The sequence below is a fragment of the Actinobaculum sp. 352 genome, from assembly GCF_003957265.1.
Taxonomy (GTDB): Bacteria; Actinomycetota; Actinomycetes; order Actinomycetales; family Actinomycetaceae; genus Asp313.
In genome coordinates this window covers 1-23,215 of record NZ_RQSN01000013.1, presented here as the reverse complement: position 1 = coordinate 23,215, position 23,215 = coordinate 1, and the positions used below count along the sequence as shown (strand labels likewise).

Sequence of the window (23,215 nt, the reverse complement as noted above, 5' to 3'; positions counted from 1 at the left end):
CAGAGGGTTGCCTATCGTTCCATGGTAGAGCCAGCTCTACTCCTGTGGTGGAGTGAGATTCGCATGTGGTGCGCGCGGTTAGGATAGGCATATGCGAGAACGCGGTGGGGATCCGGGCATAAGCGGGAGTGGCCGCCTGCTGTGGCGAATGGCCGGAGTGGTCCTGGTGCTGACCTGCGTTATCGGGATGGTCGGTTTAGGACTTCTCAACCTTATGTATGCGGCACCGTTGCGCACGCCGAGTTTCTTGGTGTATCTCGCATTTTTCTCGTGGATCGCGGCGATGTGGTGGAGTTTGGCTCGTTTCCGGAGGACTGTCCGCAAAAGGACTGCGGAAATCGAGGACACGAGCGGCCCGTTAAGCCCCAGCGCGGTAGCGGAACTGACGGAGTCCCGCCGCGAGATTGTCGCGGCCTTTGAGATTGAACGTCGTCGTATTGAACGCGATCTACACGACGGTGCCCAGCAGTATCTTGTGACTGCTTCGATGAATCTGGGCGAGGCGGATCTTGTGCTTGATAGTGCGGTGGTGGATGGTCGTGTGGTCCCGGAGAAGATGCGCGAGGTGCGGCGTTTGTTGAGCCGTGCACAGGACGATGCCGAGTCTGGGCTGCGCGCTCTGCGCAACACGGTGGCGGGAATCCATCCCAAGGTGCTCTCCGACCTTGGTTTGGAAGCGGCAGTGCGCAACCTGGCCGGCGACAGTGCTATGGACGTCGTCGTTCGGGTGCCGCATCCGCTGCCTACCATTCCCGAAGGAGTCGTCGCCGCCGGGTATTTCTTCGTCGCGGAGGCACTGACGAATGCCTCCAAGTACGCTCCCGAGGCGCATGTGTCGATCGTGTTGGTTGCCGACGACGACCTGCACCTCAGCGTGCTCGACGACGGCCCGGGCGGCGTCGTTGTTCGCCCCGATCATGGACTGGCAGGGATGCGGGAGCGGCTGGCGGCATTCGGAGGCTCGCTGCAGGTCAGTAGTCCGGAGGGCGGGCCGACGGTTTTAATCGCGCGTATTCCCCTGCTGCTGCGCAATGGTGAGTTTGGTGTTAGTCCATCGGTGGTTGGGACTCTCCAGAATGAGGACGCGGAGCAGAAACCGGAGACCGTTTCGGCTCCACAGAGTAAGGATAGCTTGAGCGAGCACCATGACGCGGACAAGCGGGACTCGGACCGGAAAGTACCAGACACTTCATCGGGGCGGATGCCATTTGCATCACCACCGGCACCGTCCCAGGCGATTCAGGAGGACAAGCAGTGAAACTTATTGTCGCCGACGATTCGGCCCTCTTCCGGGAAGGCCTGGTTGGATTGATGGAGCGGCAGGGGCATGAGATTGTTGCACAGGCCGCAACGGCTCCCGAGTTGCTCGCCATGGCACAGAGCGACGAGGCCGACGTGGTTGTAACCGATGTGCGTATGCCGCCGGGAATGTCCGACGACGGTCTGCGGGCCGCTGTGCAGCTGCGCGAGTCGCGCCCCGACATGGGCATCATGGTGCTCTCGCAATACGTTGCTCCGGCGTATGCGACACGGCTCTTCGACCCGAGTGCTCCCAGCGTGGGCACTGGCGGCTTGGGATACCTCCTCAAGGATCGAGTTGCCCGCGTGGCCGACTTCATCCGTTCCTTGGCCGTGGTGGCGGCGGGCGGCGTCGTCGTCGATCCAGAGGTTGCAACTTCGCTGGTGCATGGGAAAACGTCGCGGCTGGACGCGCTGACTGCGCGGGAAATCGAAGTGTTGGAGCTTATGGCGCAAGGGCTTTCCAACCAGCAGATCTGCGACAAGCTGTACCTCTCGTCTGCGGCGGTATCCAAACACGTTGCTGCCGTATTTGCCAAACTGGGCATGGCTCCCGGGGAGGAGAATCGCCGCGTGCGTGCGGTCCTCGCCTATCTCACCGAGACGGCGGGGCGGTGACGCTAGGGTGGCAATTGATGCATACTGTCAGGTTATGTGGTAACGTAGCGGAGCAATTGTAGTAGAGGGTGGGGTCAAGTGCCCCGAGCCTTCGCATACGACCACAAGAAAGTTGCGTGATGAAAGAGTTTCTTCAGTCCAAGTATGTCCGTTATGCCGGGTACGGTGTGCTGGCTGCGGCTGCCGCCATTTCTTTGGCGACGCAGGATTGGTGGAAGGCGGCCATAGCGGGGGTTCTTCTAGTCTTATTCTGGTGGTCTGATAGAGGGATACAGTCTGAAGAGGATGCTGGAGCGAAGGAATAAGCGGAACGTTTCTCTCCGGCATGGAGTTCGGCACCTGCCTCGTGGCTAGGCTCTCCACCGACTAGGTCTTTACTGATCGCAAGTGGTGAACGTGGCGCCGATGCCGACCTTCGCTGGTCCGGTCTGTTTCTCGCGACGCGTGGCGACTACGGCGCTCGCTCCTACGGCCCTTACGGCTGCCATACTCGCTGTTATTCAGATCCTGCCTGCAGAATTCTCCGGGTTTTTCATCAACCTCCAGGTTATTCGCGGAGAACTGGGGAAAACCCGGAGAATATGGCGAGGTTGGCGGGTGGAGGCGTGGATAGGTCGTCGGTGGTAGCAGCGCGAGACGTCAGTTGCGCGTGACAGACACTGGAGAATACAGATAGATGGGCGACTGACGGCGGTTCAAGGAACATCACTCCGGCAACGCATCCTGTAACGCAGTGCCAATCCAGTACGCTGAAGAGCGATGCGAGTGATTCTTTTCGACCTCTACGGACTGTTCGTTGTGCCGTCCGAGCCGTTGGAGACAGTGTCTGGTCCTTCCGGCTGGGAACCGGAGTTGTTCTGGCGGCATTGGATGGGGCCGCTGCGCCATGTATACAATGCCGGCCTCGTTTCCGACGCCGAATTCGGAGCGATGGTCGAAGAGGCTGCGGGCCGAGAGCTTGCCGATTTGGAGGCGGTGGTGGCGGCGGATGTCGCACTATGCCACACATACGACAACGCACTTATTGCCTTTGTGCAGGAACTGCATGCGCGGGGCGTGCGAACCGGCCTCCTCTCGAATATCACCGCTGCGGAAGCGGTTCGCCAGCGGGAGCTTTCGCCGTGGTTTGAGCTTTTCGACCCGCTGTGCTTATCGTGTGATATTCATGCGGCCAAACCGGAACCCGAAGCCTTTCACATCGCGCTGAGTGGATTTGGCACGGAGATGGATCCTGCCGATGTGCTTTTCTTGGACGACACCGTTGAAAACCTGGAAACGGCCCATCGGCTCGGATTCGCCACGCACCACTATCTGGATGTCACCGGTGCCCGCAACGCCATCGAGCAGCATCTGCTCGGCCAACGGGTATGTTTTGAAACGGCGCGATGACTGTTCCCACACGGGACTTGTCCCGTAGACTCTATGCCAGGCAGATGGCCGCATCCATGCTGCTCAATGACAGAGCAGGGTGAGTTTACGCGGCGAAGACGATGAAAGGAAACAGATGCGCGTCTTACTATTCGACTTATTTGGACTCTTTCTGCGCAACCAGACCCCGGAATCTTTCGGTCGGATCGCCTCCGTCGCCGGAGTCACACCCGAAGAACTAGAGCCCGTCTACCGCGGTGAGAACCGCCATCAGTACGACGCCGGCATATACCGAGCCGAACAGTACTGGAAGGTCGTGGGCGACGAGTTGGGTGTGAGTATCCCCTGGCAGGAAGCGCAAATGGCCGATATGGACTCGTGGAGTGTACCCGACGACGACATGATCGCGTTTGCGCGCGAGTTGCGTCAGCGAGGCACAACGATGGCCCTTCTATCAAATATTCCCGATGACCTCGGCGCACGCATGCGTCGAGAGCACCCGTGGATTGCTGAGTGTTTCCACCCGGCGATCTTCTCCTTCGAGCATCTTATGGCCAAGCCCGAGGAACGAATCTTCAACTTCGCATTAGAAGGCCTGGCGGCGGAAGCGGGGACGGAACTTGTGCCGGCCGACGTGCTCTTTACAGATGACACGCTCGTGAATATTCAAGTGGCGCAAATCCTCGGCTTCAAGACCCACCATTTTCAGGGGCTTGATGGTCTGCGGCCAGTGGTGGAAGAACACCTGGCCGGGTAGCACCCATTCTTTGCAGCGACGACGCACGTGAGCACTTCTTTTTCCGACCTATTCGACTCCCCGCTGCCCGTGGCGTCGTACCTGGGTACCATTCGGCAGCACTTGGATGTGCCGGGGCGAGATTCGGATGTGCCGCTGCGGCAAGAGGACCCGAGCACGCTTCGCGCCGATCTAACAGATGCGGGTGGGAAGGCGACGGAACTGTCTGAATCCTGCTCCGCTACCGCGATGGCGATTGGCGTGCATCCCAGCCGTACGCTTGTTATCCAAGCCCCGCCCGGTACCGGAAAGACCACACTGATCCCGCCGCTTCTTGCTCACCACCTGCAACATGCGCCCGCAACTCGCGTTATTGTCACCCAGCCGCGGCGGGTGGCGGCACGAGCGGCCGCGCAGCGTATCGCCGCATTGTTGGGGGAGGAAGTCGGCGAACGTGTTGGCTACACGATCCGGGGCGAATCCAAACGCAACCGACATACCGTCATCGAGATGGTTACGCCGGGTGTGCTTCTACGCCGCCTGCAGCGAGACCCCGAATTGCCGGGTGTCGGCGCGGTGATTCTCGATGAGGTGCATGAGCGGCAACTCGACTCGGATCTGGCGCTCGCGTTCTGCCGGGATGTGCAAGGAGCTTTGCGTGAGGACCTTCTGCTGATCGCTATGTCCGCCACCGCGGACACGGCCCGATGTGCCGATGTGTTGGATGCCGAGGTCGTGGGCATTCCAAGTGAAGGGTACCCGGTTGACACGCGCTGGGCGGCTCCCACGCCTACGGCCTCCCCGCTTGGACCCCTTGCAGGCGAGGCCATGGGTGTACGCAACGAGTTTCTCACGCATGCGGCGCAAACTGTTCGCCGGGCATTACGTGAGGTGTCTGAGGGCGACGTGCTTGCTTTTCTGCCGGGAGTGCGGGAAGTTAACGAGGTCGCGGAACAACTGAATGGCTGTGGAGCGCAGGTGTTGCGTTTGCACGGCTCCCTTCCGGCAACGGAGCAGGATCGGGTGATTCGCGGCAACGGTAGCGCTGGCGAGTACCCGGCCGATCATGCGCGCCGCGTCGTCGTCACGACGGCAGTAGCGGAGTCGTCACTGACTGTTCCCGGCGTGCGGGTGGTGGTTGATGCCGGCCTGTCGCGTGAACCGCGGCTGGATTATGCCCGCGGTGTGGGTGGCCTAGTGACCGTGCGCGAGTCACGCGCCAGTGCCATGCAGCGTGCTGGGCGTGCGGGACGCGAAGCGCCCGGGGTCGTCTATCGATGTATGGACCAGGCGACGTGGGCGCGCCTGCTTGAGCAGTCGGCACCGGAAATACGAACGGCCGATCTGAGTGACTTTGCACTGCAGACCGCCTGCTGGGGCGCGCCTGGTGGGAGGGGCCTTGCGCTGCTGGATGAGCCGCCTGCGGCAGCGCTGGAAGCGGCGACCAGGCATTTGGAGACCTTGGGCGCATTGGTGGACGGGCGAGCGACTTCGCTCGGGCGGCGCCTGGCTGAATTACCGGTTGAGCCCCGGATAGGAAGGGCATTGCTCGAAGCCACCGAGCATATCGGCGTTACTACAGCGGCGGAGATCTGCGCCCTGTTGAGTGAGGAGCTTCGACTTCCCGGAGCCGATGTGACACGCGAATGGCGGCGCGCGACGCGCGGGAATTCCTGGCGGGCACAGGCGCGGCGGCTGGAGCGACTTGCGGCATCCCACCTTGAGATGGGTGCGCAGCATGCGGAAGGGCGTGTAGCCTGCGACGATGACGTCGCCGACGAGCGGCCTTCCGCCGCAAGTGGTCGAATAGCGGATGGTGGGCCTGACGGCGCTGGCGATGCACAATCTGCTATCGGGAATGCTCGAAAGATGGACGGTGCCCCCGACGACGCTCACAGCGCACGGGCCCAGCTGGTGGCTGGAGGGCAGCGGCACGACGTCGAGGCCTTCGGCGGGGACCTGAATCTGAGTAGTGAGCGTGCCGAGGGATATTGGGCCCTGGTGATTAGCCTCGCCTACCCCGAAAGAGTGGCCCGCTTGCGCGAGTCCACGCCCGGAGCGCGTGGTCCCAGTCCTTCCGGGCAGGGCGCCACACGCACGGCCGGGCGACGTTACCTACTGGCCAACGGAGTGGGAGCTATTCTCCCGGAGGGATCGCCGCTGACCGGAGAACCCTGGTTGGCCATCGCCCACCTCGAACGCCCGCAGGGGCGTGCCGATGCGCGTATCCGCTCCGCCGTGCCGATTGGCGAAGCGGAGGCGATTGACGCCGCCCGGGCATTGCTGGTGGAGAGCGACGACGTCGTCGTGCGGCGAAACCGGCTCCGGGCCCGGCATACCCGGCACCTGGGAGCCATCGAATTAACCGCCATCGAAAGTGATGTGGCGGACCCGAGGCATGCCCGTTCCTTTCTAACTGCCGCGATTGCTTGCGGGGACATCGCCCCGCAATGGTCGCGAGCGGCACGTGAGTTGCAGCGACGCCTGGCCTTTCTCCACGAAGTAATGGGCGTTCCGTGGCCCGACGTTGACGACCACGTATTGCTCGATGCCAGCGAGAGCTGGCTGGCACCAGAAATAGAAGCTGCTGCACGCCATGGCGCAGTGCCGATGGTTGGTGTAGACCAGCTGCGGCGAATCCTCCCATGGCCGGAGGCGGCGCGTTTGGAGGACCTGGCGCCTGAAAAGGTGAAGGTGGCAGGCGGTGCCGAGCTCCGAATTGACTATTCGGACGACCGTCCGCGAATTCGCCTCCGGGTGCAGGAGGCCTTTGGTTGGGTGGAAACGCCGCGAGTTGCAGATGATCGAGTCGCAGTAACAGTGGAGTTGCTTTCGCCGGCGGGACGGACGGTGGCCGTCACCGACGATCTGGGCAGTTTTTGGCGCGGCCCCTACGCGCAGGTCCGAGCGGAGATGCGTGGGCGCTATCCGCGGCATTCATGGCCTGAGGATCCCCTGCATGCCGAGCCTGCCCGGCATGTGCGGCGTGCTCGGCATCGTTGATCTGCTAAGCGAAGGGGACCGGCGCATGCCGGGGCGAGTTCCACGTACCGCGAAGACCTTCCGGGTTGACGCGGGACTCCTCAGGGGTCGACCCGTCGCTTCGCGGCACGTGGACGGGATTTGCTGACAGTGGTCCCGGAGCATAAGGACCCTGTGCCAATATCCCCGCACACTCGAAATATCAGGAGATGGACGTGCACTATCTCGGAAGGCTCTGCCCGTGTGGAAGCAACGCGCGGGGTTGAGGCCGCCGAGGGTGATGTACGCGGGAATCTTGACTCGCGTGGAAGCGTCCGAAGAAAGTACGAGTGGCTCGCGGGCTCTTACTCTTCCGCTTCCTGCGCTTCCTTTCTTCTGCCGTAGCGGCGGTGGAACTTTTCCACCTGTCCTGCGGAGTCGACGATCCGCGCTTTCCCAGTGTAGAAGGGGTGGGAGGCGGAGGAGATCTCCACATCAATAACCGGATATTCGCGGCCGTCTTCCCAGACGATGGTCTTGTCGGACGTGGCCGTTGATCGTGTCAGGAATGCAGAATTCGCGGCGCGGTCGCGGAAAACGACGTAGTCGTAGTGGGGATGAATGCCGGGTTTCATTAGCGGACCTCCTTGAAGTCGACATGCCGACGAATGATGGGATCGTATTTGCGTAACACGAGCCGATCAGGGGTGTTGCGGCGGTTCTTGCGCGTCGTATAGGTGAAGCCCGTGCCGGCGGTGGACTGGAGGCGAATAACCGGACGCAGGTCGCGTGATGTTGCCATGATCCTCTTTTCTTGTATTCGTGATGGAGACTTGTGCCCACGGGTCTCTTATGTTCGTGGCGGAAACCCGTGCCTGGGACTGGGAACGGGAGCTAGAACTTCTCGCCGCGTGCGCGCATATCGGCAACCACCGCCTCAATACCGAGGCGGTCGATGGTCTTGATCCCCTTGACGGATACGTAAATTGTGATCTTGCGCCCAAGCGAGGGAACCCAGTACGTCTTCTTCTGAATATTGGGGTCCCATCGGCGATGGGTGCGATGGTGGGAATGTGAGACGGACATCCCAAACCCGGGTTCGCGCCCGGTGACCTGACAACGACGCATTAGCCCTGCCTTCCTTTGAAACGGGGATTTTTCCGGTTGATAACGTAGACCCGACCACGACGGCGAACCACCTGTGAACCGGGCTGGTTCTTGAGGCTTTTCAGCGAAGCTCTGACCTTCACACGCAACTCCTTAGTGATAATCATTCTCATGTAGTGTAGCCTGTCGGTATGAAGGCTGGCGAATTGGAGATAATTCCCGTACTAGGCATGGAGCCGTCATCGCGGAAGAATGCGGCACGGAGGATTGCTGCGGACCACGATGCCATAGTGGTGTCAATCCACCTCGGCGAAGGACGCCCGAGTGATGATGTGTTGCGTGAGGCAGTTGATGGCCTGTTGGAGGCGGGAGCACATCGCGCAGTCCTGGAAATGGGTGAAGAAGTGTTGACCACCGAGGTGATCGGGGCCTTCACTCAACTCCCGCAGGCGTATATCGCCGCAGTGGTGGCCGTCGTCGATCCGGATGATGCAGTCCGCGATCTCACGGGGGAGGACTACCTTGTCCGCTTACACGACGACGGCGTCGGCTCCTTCCAAGTGCCGCGTGCTGTTCTTTTGACGTCGCAACTGGAATACGCTACGACTCTTATCCTCTCCGATGATGGCCGAGCGCGGTGTGTGCGGTTCAGCCGCACCGATGTGGCATCTTTTGCCATGGCCCTCGGGCCCAGTGCCCAGATTGTGGAGTGGAATGGGCGCGATGCCCTTCCCGCACCGAGACCCGTGCAAGATCTATTCCGCACCACGCCCGGGTGGCTTCGTGTGCTTAATCACGGCTCGTCTGATGGTGTGGGTTACCGAAAACGTGGTGGAGTTCGCGTGCCGGGGAGCCCGGGTGGCGGACGTAGTGCCGGGTTGACTGGATCGGGCCAGGGCGAGGTGACGGTTGCGAAGGGGCCGAGTGGTTCCATCCGCTCTCCTCGGGCGGGCCAGGCACGCAGCGCAAACCGGGTGGGTGGTGTGCTGCCTGCGTGCGCGCCGATGTGGGCCGGGAGCCGCACGCGCGCCTTTCATTACCGGCGCGAGCGGCCATTTCACCCGGGACGCCTTTTGCAGTGTCTTGAAGAAGGTGCCGACTGGGCACCGCTTTTGCGAGTAGCAGGTTTCACACGCATCGCGTCACGCCCGGGCATTCTATCCCTCTGGGAGCAAACGGGTGTCACAATCTCCGTCGACCCGTACGAAGTTGATTGGTGGGCGGATCGCCAAACAGCGGCGGAATATGGCATCGCGAATGCGTATGAATTCGCTATCGGGGCCCAAGTGGGGGGTGATACTGACTCGCTGGGATATGGTCCCGTGGAGCGTTGGCGGGTGGATATTGGACCATTGCCTGATATTGGCGAGGCAGTGCTGGGGCAGGATATCGTCGCCATTGGAGTGGACCTGGATGCGGTACGTCTGGAACGTGAACTCGATGCCTGCCTTTTGACTAACGAGGAGTTTCTCGACGGCGTGTGGGCGTGGATGACGTATGAGGACGCCTTTCCAGAATGATAGGGGCCATCGGCAGGCGTTCGAGTCAAGGCGGTAACTCCTTCCGAGCGCGATCTGCGTGACTCGCAGACGTGTGTGCACCCACCCGTCGCGGGGTCGGAGCGTAAATTCCAGCCCGGGTGGCGTGCGGACGTGTGTGCGGACTCGACGCCGACACCGCAAGCGCAGACATCCAGCCCGCGTGGCGTGCAGACGTGTGGGAAGATATGAGAATGCGGCCCACATTCCGTGAGATTTACACCCAACTGCTCAGCCGAGTCGATGCGGGCCGTTGGTGGTCGGCAGCGACGCGTTTCGAAATGATGATCGGCGCTGTTCTTGTACAGCACACGGCGTGGCGGAATGTCGAGTCTTCCTTGGAACTCTTGGACGCACGGGGACTGTTGGACGCGCGTGCCATATGCGACGCGGAGCAGGAGGAGATCATCGCGGCAATTCGCCCCTCCGGCTTCATGCGGGCGAAGTCGCGCACCTGCCGGGAGGTGGCGGAATGGACGCTCCGTCGGCAAGAGGCACCGATGCCGAATATGACGGGCGCGCAATCGCGAAGGACCGACCCGGAGGTGACTGAGTCGAGTGAAGGAGCTGCGAAGGGATTCGACTCTGAGGGAATCCACTTGCGGGGATTCGATTCGAAGAGGCTTGACCCGGAGCGTGCTCTCGCCGAAGCCGTTGCGGTGCTCAGCGATGAACAGTTACGTGATGAACTGCTGGCACTGGTCGGCGTCGGGCCGGAAACTGCGGATGTGATTGCGCTGTATGCCTTCCGTCGCCCCGCTTTCATCTGGGATAGCTACGCGCGCAGGATGCTTGCGGCACTGGGGTACGAGGTGCCGGACGGATACGAACGTGCGCGCGCGGAACTTGGACAATTTGTTGCGGGGGAGGGGTTCTCGGTCGAGGAGTTTGCTACCTTCCACGGTCTCATCGTCGAAGCGGGCAAACAGGCTCGTGCTGCGGGCGGGTGGGATAACTTCCTGTGATGGTTGCCTGATGAGATGAGTGCGCATGCCGGTTGGCCAGAGGTGCCCCAATGACTATTGGCGCCGTTATTCGCAATGCTGTGCATGTATTCCGCGAGACGTGGCTTCCACCTCGCCGAGGCGACCGAGGCTATGCGCAACTTGATGTATTCCGCGAGGCATGGCTCTCACAGGTGTTGTCCGGAAGAATATGTGCCGTTTCGACCCGAGCGCGTCGCTGGGGCTGGGGGCGCTGCGGTTGCGGGGAACAGAACCGTTCTGACCGGAATCAGGTCGCCCTTGCCAGGAGTAGGCGCTTTACCAGGAGGCGGCGTCCTGACCGGAGTGCACTTGCCGGACGGGAGTCAGTGCGCTGACCAGACAGGGCTAACAGCTCCGGGATGACTAGTGTCTTTGGTTGGTGCCAGCGGCCAGTGCTGTGGCGGGAGCAGTGATCAAAAACCTTTGGACTGTCTCCAACAGATGCAAAGTTCGGAGAACCGAACTATAGTATTCGCGTGAGACGACAAACGAGAATGAGTATCATCCTGCTGGCGGGTGTTATGGGAATGCTCGCCGCATGTTCCGGCCAAGGCACAGCACAGGATGCAGAGAAGGCGAAACCTGTAGTTTTGACGACTTTCACCGTGCTCCAAGACATGGGAAAAGAGGTGGCTGGCGATCACCTCATCGTCGAATCGATAACCCAACCCGGTGAAGAGATTCACGACTTCCAGCCGAGTCCTGACGACATAAGACGGGGGGCCGACGCCGACCTAATCCTCGCCAATGGACTGGGGTTGGAACGCTGGTTTGAGCGATTCACAGCTAACTCCGGTGCTAAAACGGTTGTCCTTTCGGAGGGGGTTGCACCAATCCCGATTGCGGAGGGCGAGTACGAGGGTGAACCGAATCCGCATGCGTGGATGAGCCCCGAAGCAGCAAAGACTTACGTCGACAATATGGTAGAGGCATTCACGGAACTTGACCCGGAGCACGCTGCCGATTTCGAGGCTAACGGAGAGCGGTACAAGCAACAACTCGATTCTATCTCGACGGAACTGAAAGACGAATTGGCGCGGGTGCCAGAGGCGAGCCGTGCTCTCGTGACCTGCGAGGGAGCCTTCAGCTATCTCGCACGTGACGCGGGATTGACCGAACAGTACTTGTGGGCCGTTAACGCGGAAGGGGCATTGACCCCGCAACGTATCGCAGCGGTGCAGGATTTCGTGACGCGCAACAAGGTTCCGGCTGTGTTCTGTGAATCAACCGTGGAAGGGAAAATGGACCCCATCGTGGAAGCGACTGATGCGAAATACGGCGGCACGCTTTATGTGGACTCGCTAACCGAGGAGGGTGGTGACGCACCCACCTACCTCGATCTATTGCGATACGACGCCCGTACGATTACCGGCGCCTTGACGGGAGATGGAACCAAGAAGTGACATCTATCGACGCAGCGGCGCTTGTCGTTCAGAATCTCACGGTCCACTATGGTGCCGTCCAAGCGCTGACTGGAGTGGACTTCACCCTGGAACCGGGTCGGGTATGCGGTTTGGTAGGGATGAACGGATCCGGCAAGTCATCCTTGTTGACGGCCATTGCCGGGACAACCCGCTCGCAGGGTGAAATGACGGTGTACGGAGAACCGGTACGCCGGGCGCGCCGCCGTGGCATGATCGGATTTGTTCCGCAAGCCGACGGGGTAGATAAGGACTTCCCTGTCACCGTCGACGACGTCGTTCTTATGGGTCGTTACGGGCTGATGGGGATGACGCGACGCCCGCGGCAGGAGGATAAAGCCACTGTTGACGAAGCGCTGGCACGCGTCGAATTGACGGACCTGCGTGTCCGCCGGATAGGTGCACTGTCCGGCGGACAGCGCAAGCGCGTGTTTATCGCACGCGCCTTGGCACAAGGTGCCCGGCTGCTACTTCTGGATGAACCCTTTGCCGGAGTGGATAAACCCAGCGAACAGGCCATGATCCGGCTATTACGTAGCCTTGCCGACGAAGGCGTGGCGATCCTCGTTGCCACTCATGATCTGGCTGGTCTGCCGGATCTATGCGATGAGACCCTACTTCTGCTACGCCGCGTGCTTTTCCATGGGCCCCCTGCCGATGCTCTGCGTCCAGAGACTCTCGGGCAGGCCTTTGGAATGGCTGCAATGGAGGGTGGTAATGCCTGATTTATGGACCTTATTCGGTCAAATGTGGGCCTACAACTTTATGGTTCGCGGTGTGGCGGTTACCCTCGTGACGGGTGTGGTCTGTGCTGTCATCAGTTGTTGGCTGGTCATGATCGGATGGTCGCTGATGGGGGATGCTCTTTCCCATGCGGTGCTTCCCGGCGTGGTCATTGCCTATCTAGTTGACATTCCTTTCTCGGTGGGGGCCATGGTGGCAGCGTTGGTCGTCGTCGGGCTGATATTCACAGTGCGGCACACCTCGCGTGTAAAACCTGATGTCAGTATGGGCGTTGTGTTCACGATGTTCTTCGCATTCGGGTTGGTGCTGGTATCAAAGAATCCATCGAATATTGACCTCAACCATGTGCTGTTTGGTGACCTGCTTGGGATCACGAACACCGACATGTACCAGGTGCTTGTGCTGGCACCGCTAGCACTGGTGATTCTGCTCCTCAGGAGACGCGACCTAACGGCTTACGCTTTCGACCCGGTTCATCTGGAGGCGATCGGGATCTCGACACGGGGAGTTGCCGCCACCTTGCTGGTCTGCCTTGTCCTAACCGTGGTGACGGCGATGCAGGCGGTAGGCGCGATTCTCATCGTCACGCTGCTCATCACTCCTGGCGCTACAGCGCTGCTGTTGACCGAGAGGTTTACGCGGATGCTAGTGGTCGCCCCGGTGTTGTCCGTGTTCACGTCGCTTACCGGAATCTATCTGTCCTATTGGTTTGACACGGCATCGGGTGCCACGGTGGTTGCCGTCGGTGGAGTTGTTTTCTTCCTGGTGTGGCTGGTGTCGCCGCGCGGTCTGCGTGGTTTCCTTTTCGCGCATCGCAAGGGTGAACCGTCCGAGGCAGTGGCGGAGGTTCGAGGATCAACGGCACGATGAGCTTGTGCGGGTGGTGTCAAGGCCGCGACGTCGCATCGACCCTCTGGGAACTGCGGCGCCCGGCACCTCCCGCTAGACGGTCTGCATGAAGAAAGCGGCAGGTGGAGCAGGTCCGCGACTTGAAGGGCGCCACAGTGGCCAAGTGTGCGACGAGTGTGATGGATGCTGCAGCAGGCATTCGTTCATCGATTCAGAGTTCACACCGAGCGCGTGCCGAATCCCTGGCGATAAAGTCGGGCGGCGTCGGTAATGTGCGGGTTCGCGCCAGGATGGCGTAGACGAGCACGAGGGCGATCAGGTAGGGCACTCCCACGTAGCGAACGACCGGCATCGTGGTGGGCAATACGATGAAGACGGCTATCGAGGCCACGATGACCAGCCAATTCACCAGTGGTGCACCCCGTAACCGGTGGGCAGCAGGAGTGAGTCCGGCCGCTTTCCTTTTGGCGCGGAACGCCAGATGCGTTGCCATGACGATGATCCATGTGAGCAGTACCCCGACCGTGGCGCAGCCGTAGAGGTACATGAATGCCGCATTGGGGCTGATCAAGGAGAGGATGGAGGCGATCACCATACCCAGCGTTGCAATGGCGACTGCTCCACGCGGTGCCCCACGAAGTGAGGTGTGGGAGGCGAACCGCGGCGCCATACGATCAAGTGCGAGCGAATGAATCATGCGGCTTGATGAATACAGGCACCCGTTGGCGGCCGATAGCGCGGCGACGATGAGGATCGCGTTCATGATGTCGGCGGCCGCTGGGATTCCAACCACGTCCAGTACCTGCACGAAAGGTGACTCGGTCACCTCGCCCGAGGATGCAGCTGTGACCGTCCACGGCTGCAATGTCACCACAATGAAAAGGGCGAATATGTAGAAGAGCAGCAGGCGCCAAATCATGGTGCGCGCGGCTCGTGGCACGTCGCGCTCCGGGTGTTCCGACTCAGCGGCGCCGACGGAGACATTCTCAATGCCTCCGAAGGAGAAAACGGCCATACAGGCGGCGGTCAGCATGCCGGTGAAGCCGGTGGCGAAGAAACCGCCGTGCGCCGTGAGGTTGTGAAAGCCGACCGCCGGGCGCCCCGGAAGGCCTGTAAACAGCAGTACGGCTCCCAGCAAAATGAACACGACGATTGCGGTCACCTTAATCATGGAGAACCAGTACTCGCTTGCCCCGTAGAGGTGGACCGTGGCCAGGTTCAGTCCGACGATGAACAAAGAGCACAGGACGGTGCCAACCGCCAGTGGCAGGCCGGGAAACCAGAACTTCAGATATGTGGCGGTAGCAGCAACTTCGGCACCAACCGCTATGAGCATGGTGATGGCGAAATTCCAACGAGCGACGAATCCGCCGAAGCGACCCAGATATGAAGCCGCTGCGGCGCCGTGTCCACCGGGCACGGGATGTGTGGAGACGATCTCCGCCAGGGCCCAGACAACCGCAAGCGCCGCACTGCCCGCCAGCGCGTAAGAGAGCACCGTCGCAGGGCCTCCCAGGCTGATGGTGGATCCGGAACCGAGGAAGAGCCCGGTGCCAAGAGCTCCGGACAGCCCGATCATGGAAACCTGTGCGCTCGTCAGGCGGCGTGAGAGGTGTGTATGCGCCTCCGGCGCATGATGCCCACTGAACTGAGGGTGCTCACTGTTCTCTACGTGCTCGCCCGTCGGTTCATGTTCACTGGATTGGCTCATCGCGGCCCTTTCCCGGTTGTGCGTGATACGGTTCGTCCCTTCTGATAGAACCGCATGGCACATTCTAGTCAGCTGACGATATGCCTTCCGCACGTGACCGGAGTAGAAGGCCGAGGCGATGCCGTTCCCTCAGCCGTATGAATACATCTCATGCCTTGGCCGCTTCTGACTGCGGGCGCGGGGATGGGATGTATGTGTTGATGCGCTAGGGGTGAGCGCATTCCTTTCGGACGCCCGAGGTGGGAATATGTATGTGTTGTACACGCTGGCAGCGAGTTCTTTTTCGGCCATCAAAGCCTTTTGGTCCACCGAAGCGAGGAACTGTGCTGGTGCAAACGGCGCCCTGCCCGGCGTGTCCGGTTCCGCACATCGGAGTGGAGATCCTTACATGGCTGCCAGATCAAGGGTGACAGAGCCTTCGGACATGTCGCCGGATCGCAGGTGTAAGTCGGGGATGTGGCGCACGTGCAAGGCGGCGACAGTCCATCAGTGGGTGGAGGTTATCAGTAGGTGAGCACGGACTTGGGCAGTTGCGGTTGTACTATCGCCTCATGGTGATGGCTGTTTACAGGATCGCGGCGCCGGAACTAGGAGGTCTGGTGGCATGTTGTGGTGGAGGATGATGGCTCGAGGTGCTACGTGGTTCGAGTGCGCAATGCCGACCGAGCAGCGGCAGAACCGGTGGGCTGCTGCTACGGGGCGCCCTAGCCGGATGGCTTTGCGTGCAGTGGGTGCCTGTGCCACGGTCCTGCTTTTGTTATGCGGCTGTGGAGGTGAACCAGTGATATCGCCGACGACCCCGGCTGTAGAAGAGACAGGGGAAGGTACGGGAACAGGAAACAACGTGGTTTCCACCGGCGGCTCGGCAACGCCGACCACGCAGAGGCCACAGCACAATCGACAAAACCCCGCGGGCATACAGAAGCGAACTGATCCTCCCGAGACGGCAATTCCGTCGGTGAAAACCGACCCCATGGTTCCCCCGACGCCCACACCGAGTGTTGCACGTGAGTAGTGTATTCGCTGACATGGGTCGCTGGCGAACGCGGGAGTGCCCACCCGTGAGAAACGCAGCATCATGCCGAGCAGGAATAGGTGTGTGCCAGTGTCCACCGTTCGTTGCGAGACACGAGAGAGCGTCGACGTCGTCGTCGGTAGACTTATGGCCGTGCCAACAGCTACGGCCGAGGAACAAACTCCGCGCCGGGAGCGAATCAACCGATGCGGAGCTCTGCGCGCTCGAAGGGACTCGAACCCCCAACCTTCTGATCCGTAGTCAGATGCTCTATCCATTGAGCTACGAGCGCAAGTTCGCTTAGGACAACGAATACTGTACCGCTGTGAGGCGTCTAGAACAAAACGGAAGATCATGGTGGCTATCACATTTCGCCGGGAAACGTGTGGTGGAGTCGGTGTAAGAACACGGAGCGTGGGTGGATATGCAGTGCGGTGGCGAAGTGAGACTATGCGCATGGGTACATGAACACGAGGGTACAAATGTTCAGAAAAGGGCGGGGTGTGAATGCAAGAGGACGCGCGCGCTCGGAAGAAGGCGGTGGAGTGGAAGGCGCAGAACCTTCGTATGGGAACACTGTGGGAACCTTGGCGCTATTCACCGACTCTTTGATAAGCCCGGGGAAGGCTTTAGAATGTTCGCCATGGAAAAAGAGCGTGACATGGCCACCGCTTGGCGCGAGTGGCGCGACCAGCGTGATACTGCGCTGGCCGAGGAGCATGGCTGGCTCAGTCTGATCTCCTTTACCTGGCTTTCGGAGGAACGATCCCGGGTTGCACACTTTCCGGGGTACTGGTACACAGATCGGGACGAGGCAGCCGGATCGTTCCGCAAGGGAACATCATCAACTACGCATTCGGCAGATGTGCGACGCAACGGAGAGTCGTTCGCTGGCGAGGCCGTTTTCGCCTTGGAAGACGGCGAGTCTGATTTTTCGTTATCGTCGGGAACACGGGTTGCGGAAGTCGTGCGGCGCGGAGGGCGCTACGCAGTGCGGGTGCGTGATTCATCCGCGCCAACGTTGTTGGCTTTTCAGGGCGTTCCCGTGTTCGATTACGATCCGCAGGCCGTCGTCGTTGGTGAATTCATCGCATATGACGAACCACGTGAGGTGGCGATTGAGACGGCCCGGAAATCCGTTCGGGGCCGGGTGAGCCTGGTGGGGGAAGTTGAATTTACATATGCCGGCGAGCAGTGTCGTCTAGCGGTACAGGGGCGGCAGGACGATGAACTCACCGCCGTGTTCTATGACCTGAGTAATGGCACGACGACTGCGGACTGGCGTTCCGTCACCTTTGGCGGTCCTGGGGGCGCGCGTGGGAGTGTGACGATTGACTTCAATCGCGCGCTGAACTTCCCCTCCGCCTTCACTCCTTTTGGCACCTGTCCCAAGCCGCCGGAGGGCAACACCTTGCAGGTGTCGGTTTTGGCGGGAGAACGCCGCCCGATGCCGTGGATCGACCCGGATGCAAGCGCGCAGTAGCCGCTTTTGGCAGTGCCAGCTGTCAACATAGACGGATGGGCGGGTGGTATGACCATTCGCCCATCCGTTCTTTGTAGATGGGCCGACGGTTGGGGCAGACGCGCCCGCCATCGCCATGCGGCTAGCCCGGAGGGGGCTGGTGCCCCTACCATGCTACCGGCTGTGCATGCTACCCGAGGGCGCCGAGCGCCTTGGCCTCGTGACGATCCACCAAGCTTCGCCTGCGCGCGTTACCTGTGTCTCACGGGGGTAGTCGACGTGCATGAGAGCCAAGCTTCGCCTGCGCGCGTTACCCGAGGGCGCCGAGCGCCTTGGAAAGCATCGGTCGCACCGGAAGGTCGTAAGTACCCACGTACTCTTCGACATTCCCTTTGAATTGCCGTTTGAAGTGCAGCACGCCGGCGTCGGATGCCTGTTCGGTGAAGTCGCCGGTGATCCCGAAGAAGTTGTACCACCGCACGTCGTGCGCAATGGCCCACTCAAACATGGCCCGATGAATCAGGTAGATGCCGTAATACGACTGGTACTGGGAATAGGAGCCCGACAGCAGGTAGACCAGCTCATGCGGAGAGTGGATGAAGAAACCAGCCGCCAATAGCACTTCGTTGCCATCGTGTTCCTGGATGGCTCGGGTCTCTTCCTCTCGGCGATCAAGTAACTCGAGCCGGGTACGGTACTCTTTGAGGGTATTACGTTGTTTCTTCCCCAAATTACGCCCTTCGGCTTCTGCCTGAGCCTCACGCTCCTGCAGTTCCGCAACCTTTGGCAGAATGTCCTGGCGTTCGGCAGTAATGAGTTCCAGCGCCTTATCGCAATTCAGGTAGGCCGCGGGTAACATGCAGTTCTCCGGGCCGAGCTGCTCCAACAGGTCGCGGTAAAAAGAGAAGGCGTTGATTGAAATATTGTGCATAGCGGTGTGCTCTGCCGTGTAGTTCATGATCTGCTCGAAGTCAGGGAACTCTTCAGGTGTGAGAAAGCGGACCTCGACTCCATTGGTTCCCTTGCGGTTAAATCCCGTGCGCACCACTTGGCCGCAGGAAGCCATTGCGTCGGGAAAACTCATAGAGCCAAGATCCTTGACGTACACGTAGCGCATCTGGATATCGGACGAATCGTAGAACTCACGCTCCACGCGCGAGGCCCCGAGCGCTCCCATGATCTGGTCAAAGACGAATGCCTGCGGGTTGTCCTCAGTTGGGGTAATGTCCTCATAGAATCGGCGGGACAATAGCGGGTTGAACCGTAGTGAGACGATGCGACGATCCTTGGCGAGGAAAAGCTTGAGCTGGGCGAAGAAGGTGGCCACGAGTTCTGCATCCGACCAGTCGAGATGGGGGCCATAGGCGATGGTCGCACGGCGGAAAAGTCGCTTCCAGGGCTGAAGAAGCACAGCTGCGGCGGCAACAACTTGTTCGCGTCCGGTGGCCCCATCATCGACTAGCCCGACAAACTCGACGTCGTACCCTTCAGCTCGACGAACGGCGGCATAGGACGGCAACTGGGTGTAGAAGAAACGGTCCTGGGATTGCGCGAATGCCGTGTAGGCAGATTCAGACAGGCGGACAAATCTCATGGCACTATTTTCCCCAATCCGCCTGGGGTGTGCAGGGGTGTTACTGGGGAAGGAATGGGAATGGCGATGTGGAATGCATCAAGTTACTGAGCGTGTGGGATGGTACGGCGGGAGTCGGGTGCGAGAAGTGGAGGGTTTTACAAGAAGTGTCGTGATATTCCCGAAGTTTCTTGATGCACCCTCCACTTCTTGTTGCTCCGGTGGCGTCTTAGGGGTTGCCTCGGGTGGCGTCTTGCCCGGGCGGGGCGGAGGATTGCCTTTGCCGGAAGCGTAGGCGAACTCTCTTCAAGTCCCCTGCAGTGGGGATAATGCTGCTATGCGGTTGGCAGTCGCATGCGAGGTGCGACGGCTACTGGAAGTTGTGCTTGGTCAAGAAACGCATCGCGGCGGTGGAGGAGTGATCGTCCCGAAGCCCTGCGAGTGGTAGGACGTCCAGTCAAGGAGGTGCCAGATGAATCTATTTGATCTACCGGCCGCAGAGGAATTGGTCTCAGCGCTTTTCGTCATGCTCTTCTGTGGACTGATCGGCGTGGAGCGGGAGGTTCGCCGCAAAGACGCCGGGATTCGCACGCATATCCTCGTCGGCTTGGGAAGCTACCTGTTCACCTTAGTGTCGCTGTACGGGGTTCCGGAGATGCTCACGGGCAACCTGCGTTGGGACGCCTCGCGGATCGCCTCGCAGATTGTTTCCGGCATTGGTTTCATCGGCGCGGGCGTCATCTTCTTCGAGCACGACAGCGTGCGAGGCCTCACCACCGCCAGTGCGATCTGGGTGGCTGCCGCGATTGGTATGGCGTGCGGTGTCGGCATGATCACCATTGCCGGGCTGGTCGTAGTTCTTTATTTCATTGTGATCTTGGCTGTTGCTCCGTTGGTACGCCATCTGTTGCATCGGGGCTCAGATGGAACCCTGCGGATCACCTATCTCGATGGCTGCGGGGTGTTGCGCTCTCTGCTCTTGGAGGCGACCGGCAGGGGATTCGAGACAATGGTGACGGCGAGCCGACAGGTTGATCGCGGTGGGCGGAAGGACGTCGTCGTCGATCTGCATGTGACAGGTGGAAAAGATGTGCCGGAGCTTGTCACGGCCCTCTCGATGCTCGACGGCGTCGTTGGTGTCGAATTGCTGGAGGATCCGGAGAGATGAGGTGAGGTGTAGTGGAGCCGGGCCGGATGCCGTCACGTCTACCACGGTGCAATCCTGCTCGGGGGAATCGGAACCGCATGGAAATGAGGGAGAAATGATCGGAAAGTACACTGTTGTCACGCTCTGCGGCAGCACGCGCTTTAGGGAGGCTTTTTTGGAGGCGCAGAAGCGACTGACGCTGGCGGGCAATATCGTCATCAGCGTCGGCTTGTTCGGCCATTCCGGCGACGACGAGGTCTGGGAGGGGATGCCCGAGGACACCCGCACGAAGACGAAGGAGATGCTCGACGACATGCATAAGCGGAAAATCGACATGGCCGACGAAATCTACGTGATCAACGTGGGCGGCTACATCGGTGCCAGCACGGCCTCGGAGATCGAATATGCGCGGCGTGCAGGGAAGCGAGTTCGTTACCTGGAAGGCTAGCGCTAGTCCCCTAATTCGGGGCGATGCAGGGCAAACGGACTAGGTGTGGCTTTTCCCTTGCCCATTGGCCTGTGGAAACAGATGCCGCGTGATGATGGCCAGTAGGCCAATCACCTGCGCAGCACTACCAACAATCCAGGTACTCAGAGCCGTTGCCGATATGGCAGAAGCACGGCACGTGTAGATGATGATTAGAACAATGTTGGTGAAGGAGAGCGCAAAGACGATAAGTAGGGTGACCCAGAAGAGCCATTTTCGCCACGCGGTGTTCTGAGTTGTTTGTTCTGCCTCTTGTTTTCGGATTGCAGCCTCTTGTTCGCGGATGTCTGCGTCTGCATTAGCAAGCCGCGAGCCGGCAGAATCGTCTGGGGAAACAGGACCCTGAGTTTCAGTCGCCTCTTTGCCGGGCCTCAGGCAGACATCGTCGCTGGCCTGTTCTGTCTCCCATGAACTTGGATCGACAGGCGGGTTCTTAATTCTGGGATTGTCGGGTTTACTGAGGTTGCGGTCCAAGGGGACATCGTTGATGCCGCACAACTCGTCCCAAGAAGTGGGGTCCGCGTGCCCCTGATCATCCCCGGTCAATCGAAACCCCTAGATTTCGCGCTCTGTTCCTGGCTGCTGTAGGCGTGACGCCAAATCTACGTGTTAGGCGGTCGACTGTAAGTCCATCATCAACGGCATCAATGAACTCCTTGGTTGGCATTAGGAGGTAGGCGGCGAACCATTCGGCAAACCACTCATGCGCGTCTTTCGGTTGAGAATCGTCTCGGTGGTCCACGAAGGAGTACTCATCGTCCTCCTGGATACGGCGTTCGAACCAGTGTCCAAGTTCATGAGCACATGTATAGTTTTGCCGCCGATCGGGTTCGTCAACGGCTAGGTAGATCTCAGCAGGTTTACCCTGCTCTTTCACGATCCGGCCTGATTCGCCTTCGGGCAGAACCGCAGTATAAACATTCATTCCGAGAGCCACGGCAATTTTGACAGGATCCACCGGAAAAACGCCGTCCCAATACTTAGCGCGGGCCTGTTCGGCTTCGTCGCGAGCACGGTCTTTGATCAACATCGTCTACACCTGCCTTCCGTTACGGCTCTTGTGTCAATGGTAAACGCTTGCTCCGACACAAATTGTTTCATTTGTGGGTTCAAAATGCGGTACCGCCGACTAAGACACTCTTCAACTGTATAAAGGCGGCTGCAATGGCAGATCGGCTGCGATGAGGAGCCTTAGACCGGCTCGAATTCACGCACCAGTTCGACGACGGCGTCGTCGCGCCCGTTGGCGAGAATATCGTCACGCACGGTGGGCCAACTGAGCGCGCGACGCATCAGTTCAGCGTCGTACTGGGTGAAGGTCTCAACCATGCTCCGCTTGGTGATGGTGTTGAGTCGTTTGCACATGCGAGTATCGGCAGTCTTCCTTTCCGCATCCGTGGGTGGATATCCGCCACCGAAGTCGCCGTCGAAGAGCTTGTCGAGCGTGCATTGCAGGTTGATCTCGCCAAGCCAGCCGAAGTTCAGGCCAAGCGGTAGCGAGATGGCGTTGCCGTCATTGATTCGTCCGAAAAGGAAGGCGTCCTGTGGCGTCTGCACGAATCCGCAGATGACGGAGGGAAGACTGTTGCACGCGAGCATCATTCCTTGACCGGAGGAGCAACCCGTCACGACAAAGTCCACCGCACGACTGGAGAGCAGCAAACTGACAGCCGTGGCGGCATCGATATACGAATAGGGGTGGGCGTCCTCGTGGTGCAGCCCGAAGTTGATGACGGCATCGTTGCGATTGTTACGCTTGATCGCGTTGACGGTGCAGCGATACAGAGTCTCATTCTTGGAACGCTGCGACGCGGCCTGAATAACGCCGATTCTCATGCGGATGGCCTTTCTGGGTTATAGGGGCTTAAGGCCCGGATTGTTGGGGTCGTTGGTCACGGGCTGTAAAACGTTGATACCCCGCCGATTGCTCGACGGGGTACCGTGCCTCTGGCGGAGACGGCGGGATTTGAACCGATCCGCGCGGCGGTAACCATCTAGCGGTGGGGTACCCCAATGTAGCCCCTATGGGGTTTGTGGTGTGGGGTGTACACCCCACACCAGCGAACAGTGCCCTACATCACATACTCACGGCTTGACAGACTAGCCAGTGTGGGCATAGGATACTAGTACAGGCAGGGAGAACAGCTCCCAGCCACTAACCGAGAGGACGGCCACGATGGCCACCACATTCCA

Annotated in this window: 23 protein-coding genes and 1 tRNA gene; 14 read left to right on the top strand and 10 right to left on the bottom strand. The window is 60.1% G+C overall.

The window, feature by feature from the left end:
• Positions 1-91: 91 nt before the first annotated feature.
• From EKN07_RS11175 to EKN07_RS11150, 6 genes are all read left to right on the top strand, one after another.
• A complete protein-coding gene (locus tag EKN07_RS11175) occupies positions 92-1,258 on the top strand; it encodes a histidine kinase (protein ID WP_241228190.1) in 1,167 nt (388 codons plus the stop codon).
• The gene (locus EKN07_RS11170; protein ID WP_126146425.1) at positions 1,255-1,917 is read left to right on the top strand and encodes a response regulator transcription factor; all 663 of its coding nucleotides are present in this window, start codon (positions 1,255-1,257) and stop codon (positions 1,915-1,917) included. Before EKN07_RS11175 ends, EKN07_RS11170 begins: the two co-directional genes overlap by 4 nt.
• A gap of 119 nt (positions 1,918-2,036) precedes the next feature.
• Positions 2,037-2,222 carry a hypothetical protein gene (locus EKN07_RS11165; RefSeq protein ID WP_108714773.1) on the top strand — a complete coding sequence of 62 codons (186 nt, stop codon included), beginning with the start codon at positions 2,037-2,039 and terminating at the stop codon, positions 2,220-2,222.
• Between the two features lie 454 nt (positions 2,223-2,676).
• A complete protein-coding gene (locus EKN07_RS11160; protein ID WP_108714774.1) occupies positions 2,677-3,306 on the top strand; it encodes an HAD-IA family hydrolase in 630 nt (209 codons plus the stop codon).
• A gap of 115 nt (positions 3,307-3,421) precedes the next feature.
• The gene (locus EKN07_RS11155) at positions 3,422-4,042 is read left to right on the top strand and encodes an HAD family hydrolase (RefSeq protein ID WP_126146424.1); all 621 of its coding nucleotides are present in this window, start codon (positions 3,422-3,424) and stop codon (positions 4,040-4,042) included.
• Between the two features lie 27 nt (positions 4,043-4,069).
• Positions 4,070-7,024: an ATP-dependent helicase C-terminal domain-containing protein gene (locus tag EKN07_RS11150; protein ID WP_126146423.1), complete on the top strand. Its 2,955-nt coding sequence runs from the start codon at positions 4,070-4,072 to the stop codon at positions 7,022-7,024.
• Between the two features lie 323 nt (positions 7,025-7,347).
• Here the strand turns inward: EKN07_RS11150 and EKN07_RS11145 are convergent, their stop codons facing one another.
• The 4 genes from EKN07_RS11145 to ykgO all read right to left on the bottom strand — a co-directional run bounded on the left by EKN07_RS11145 (position 7,348) and on the right by ykgO (position 8,232).
• Positions 7,348-7,617: a type B 50S ribosomal protein L31 gene (locus tag EKN07_RS11145; protein WP_108714776.1), complete on the bottom strand. Its 270-nt coding sequence runs from the start codon at positions 7,615-7,617 to the stop codon at positions 7,348-7,350.
• Positions 7,617-7,784: a 50S ribosomal protein L33 gene (rpmG, locus tag EKN07_RS11140; protein WP_108714777.1), complete on the bottom strand. Its 168-nt coding sequence runs from the start codon at positions 7,782-7,784 to the stop codon at positions 7,617-7,619. Before rpmG ends, EKN07_RS11145 begins: the two co-directional genes overlap by 1 nt.
• Positions 7,785-7,876: 92 nt before the next feature.
• A complete protein-coding gene (rpmB, locus tag EKN07_RS11135; RefSeq protein WP_108714778.1) occupies positions 7,877-8,110 on the bottom strand; it encodes a 50S ribosomal protein L28 in 234 nt (77 codons plus the stop codon).
• Positions 8,110-8,232 (bottom strand): type B 50S ribosomal protein L36, encoded by a 123-nt coding sequence (gene ykgO, locus EKN07_RS11130; RefSeq protein ID WP_108716579.1) that lies wholly within the window; start codon positions 8,230-8,232, stop codon positions 8,110-8,112. Before ykgO ends, rpmB begins: the two co-directional genes overlap by 1 nt.
• Before the next feature lie 48 nt (positions 8,233-8,280).
• Here ykgO and EKN07_RS11125 point away from each other — a divergent pair, with 48 nt between their 5' ends.
• From EKN07_RS11125 to EKN07_RS11105, 5 genes are all read left to right on the top strand, one after another.
• Entirely contained in the window at positions 8,281-9,609 is a 1,329-nt protein-coding gene (locus EKN07_RS11125) for a GTP-binding protein (RefSeq protein WP_108714779.1), read from the top strand.
• A gap of 212 nt (positions 9,610-9,821) precedes the next feature.
• Positions 9,822-10,592, top strand: coding sequence for a hypothetical protein (locus tag EKN07_RS11120; RefSeq protein ID WP_164546664.1), 771 nt, complete (start codon positions 9,822-9,824; stop codon positions 10,590-10,592).
• Positions 10,593-11,089: 497 nt separating this feature from the next.
• Positions 11,090-12,016, top strand: a complete 927-nt coding sequence (locus EKN07_RS11115) for a metal ABC transporter substrate-binding protein (RefSeq protein WP_346962695.1) — start codon at positions 11,090-11,092, stop codon at positions 12,014-12,016.
• Positions 12,013-12,759 carry a metal ABC transporter ATP-binding protein gene (locus EKN07_RS11110; protein ID WP_205647275.1) on the top strand — a complete coding sequence of 249 codons (747 nt, stop codon included), beginning with the start codon at positions 12,013-12,015 and terminating at the stop codon, positions 12,757-12,759. Before EKN07_RS11115 ends, EKN07_RS11110 begins: the two co-directional genes overlap by 4 nt.
• Positions 12,752-13,648: a metal ABC transporter permease gene (locus EKN07_RS11105; RefSeq protein WP_108714781.1), complete on the top strand. Its 897-nt coding sequence runs from the start codon at positions 12,752-12,754 to the stop codon at positions 13,646-13,648. The genes EKN07_RS11110 and EKN07_RS11105 overlap by 8 nt, the downstream gene beginning before the upstream one ends.
• A 190-nt stretch (positions 13,649-13,838) precedes the next feature.
• Here the strand turns inward: EKN07_RS11105 and EKN07_RS11100 are convergent, their stop codons facing one another.
• Together EKN07_RS11100 and EKN07_RS11095 are read right to left on the bottom strand one after the other, a co-directional pair.
• Complete coding sequence (locus EKN07_RS11100) at positions 13,839-15,338, bottom strand: amino acid permease (protein ID WP_240611308.1); 1,500 nt, start codon at positions 15,336-15,338, stop codon at positions 13,839-13,841.
• A 1,234-nt stretch (positions 15,339-16,572) separates the two neighbouring features.
• Positions 16,573-16,645 (bottom strand) — tRNA-Arg (locus EKN07_RS11095).
• A 351-nt stretch (positions 16,646-16,996) separates the two neighbouring features.
• Here EKN07_RS11095 and EKN07_RS11090 point away from each other — a divergent pair.
• Positions 16,997-17,836, top strand: coding sequence for a DUF1684 domain-containing protein (locus EKN07_RS11090; protein WP_164505393.1), 840 nt, complete (start codon positions 16,997-16,999; stop codon positions 17,834-17,836).
• A gap of 289 nt (positions 17,837-18,125) precedes the next feature.
• Here the strand turns inward: EKN07_RS11090 and EKN07_RS11085 are convergent, their stop codons facing one another.
• A complete protein-coding gene (locus EKN07_RS11085) occupies positions 18,126-19,409 on the bottom strand; it encodes a peptidoglycan bridge formation glycyltransferase FemA/FemB family protein (protein WP_108714783.1) in 1,284 nt (427 codons plus the stop codon).
• A gap of 451 nt (positions 19,410-19,860) precedes the next feature.
• On the opposite strand from EKN07_RS11085, the gene EKN07_RS11080 reads away from it, so the two are divergent.
• Complete coding sequence (locus tag EKN07_RS11080) at positions 19,861-20,556, top strand: MgtC/SapB family protein (protein WP_126146421.1); 696 nt, start codon at positions 19,861-19,863, stop codon at positions 20,554-20,556.
• 94 nt (positions 20,557-20,650) lie between these two features.
• Complete coding sequence (locus EKN07_RS11075) at positions 20,651-20,983, top strand: hypothetical protein (protein WP_126146420.1); 333 nt, start codon at positions 20,651-20,653, stop codon at positions 20,981-20,983.
• A gap of 39 nt (positions 20,984-21,022) precedes the next feature.
• Here the strand turns inward: EKN07_RS11075 and EKN07_RS11070 are convergent, their stop codons facing one another.
• The 3 genes from EKN07_RS11070 to EKN07_RS11060 form a co-directional block, all read right to left on the bottom strand.
• Positions 21,023-21,496, bottom strand: coding sequence for a hypothetical protein (locus EKN07_RS11070; RefSeq protein ID WP_125482385.1), 474 nt, complete (start codon positions 21,494-21,496; stop codon positions 21,023-21,025).
• 58 nt (positions 21,497-21,554) lie between these two features.
• Complete coding sequence (locus EKN07_RS11065; RefSeq protein WP_108714787.1) at positions 21,555-22,052, bottom strand: ImmA/IrrE family metallo-endopeptidase; 498 nt, start codon at positions 22,050-22,052, stop codon at positions 21,555-21,557.
• 161 nt (positions 22,053-22,213) lie between these two features.
• Positions 22,214-22,858 carry an RpiB/LacA/LacB family sugar-phosphate isomerase gene (locus EKN07_RS11060; RefSeq protein WP_126146419.1) on the bottom strand — a complete coding sequence of 215 codons (645 nt, stop codon included), beginning with the start codon at positions 22,856-22,858 and terminating at the stop codon, positions 22,214-22,216.
• Between the last annotated feature and the right edge of the window lie 357 nt (positions 22,859-23,215).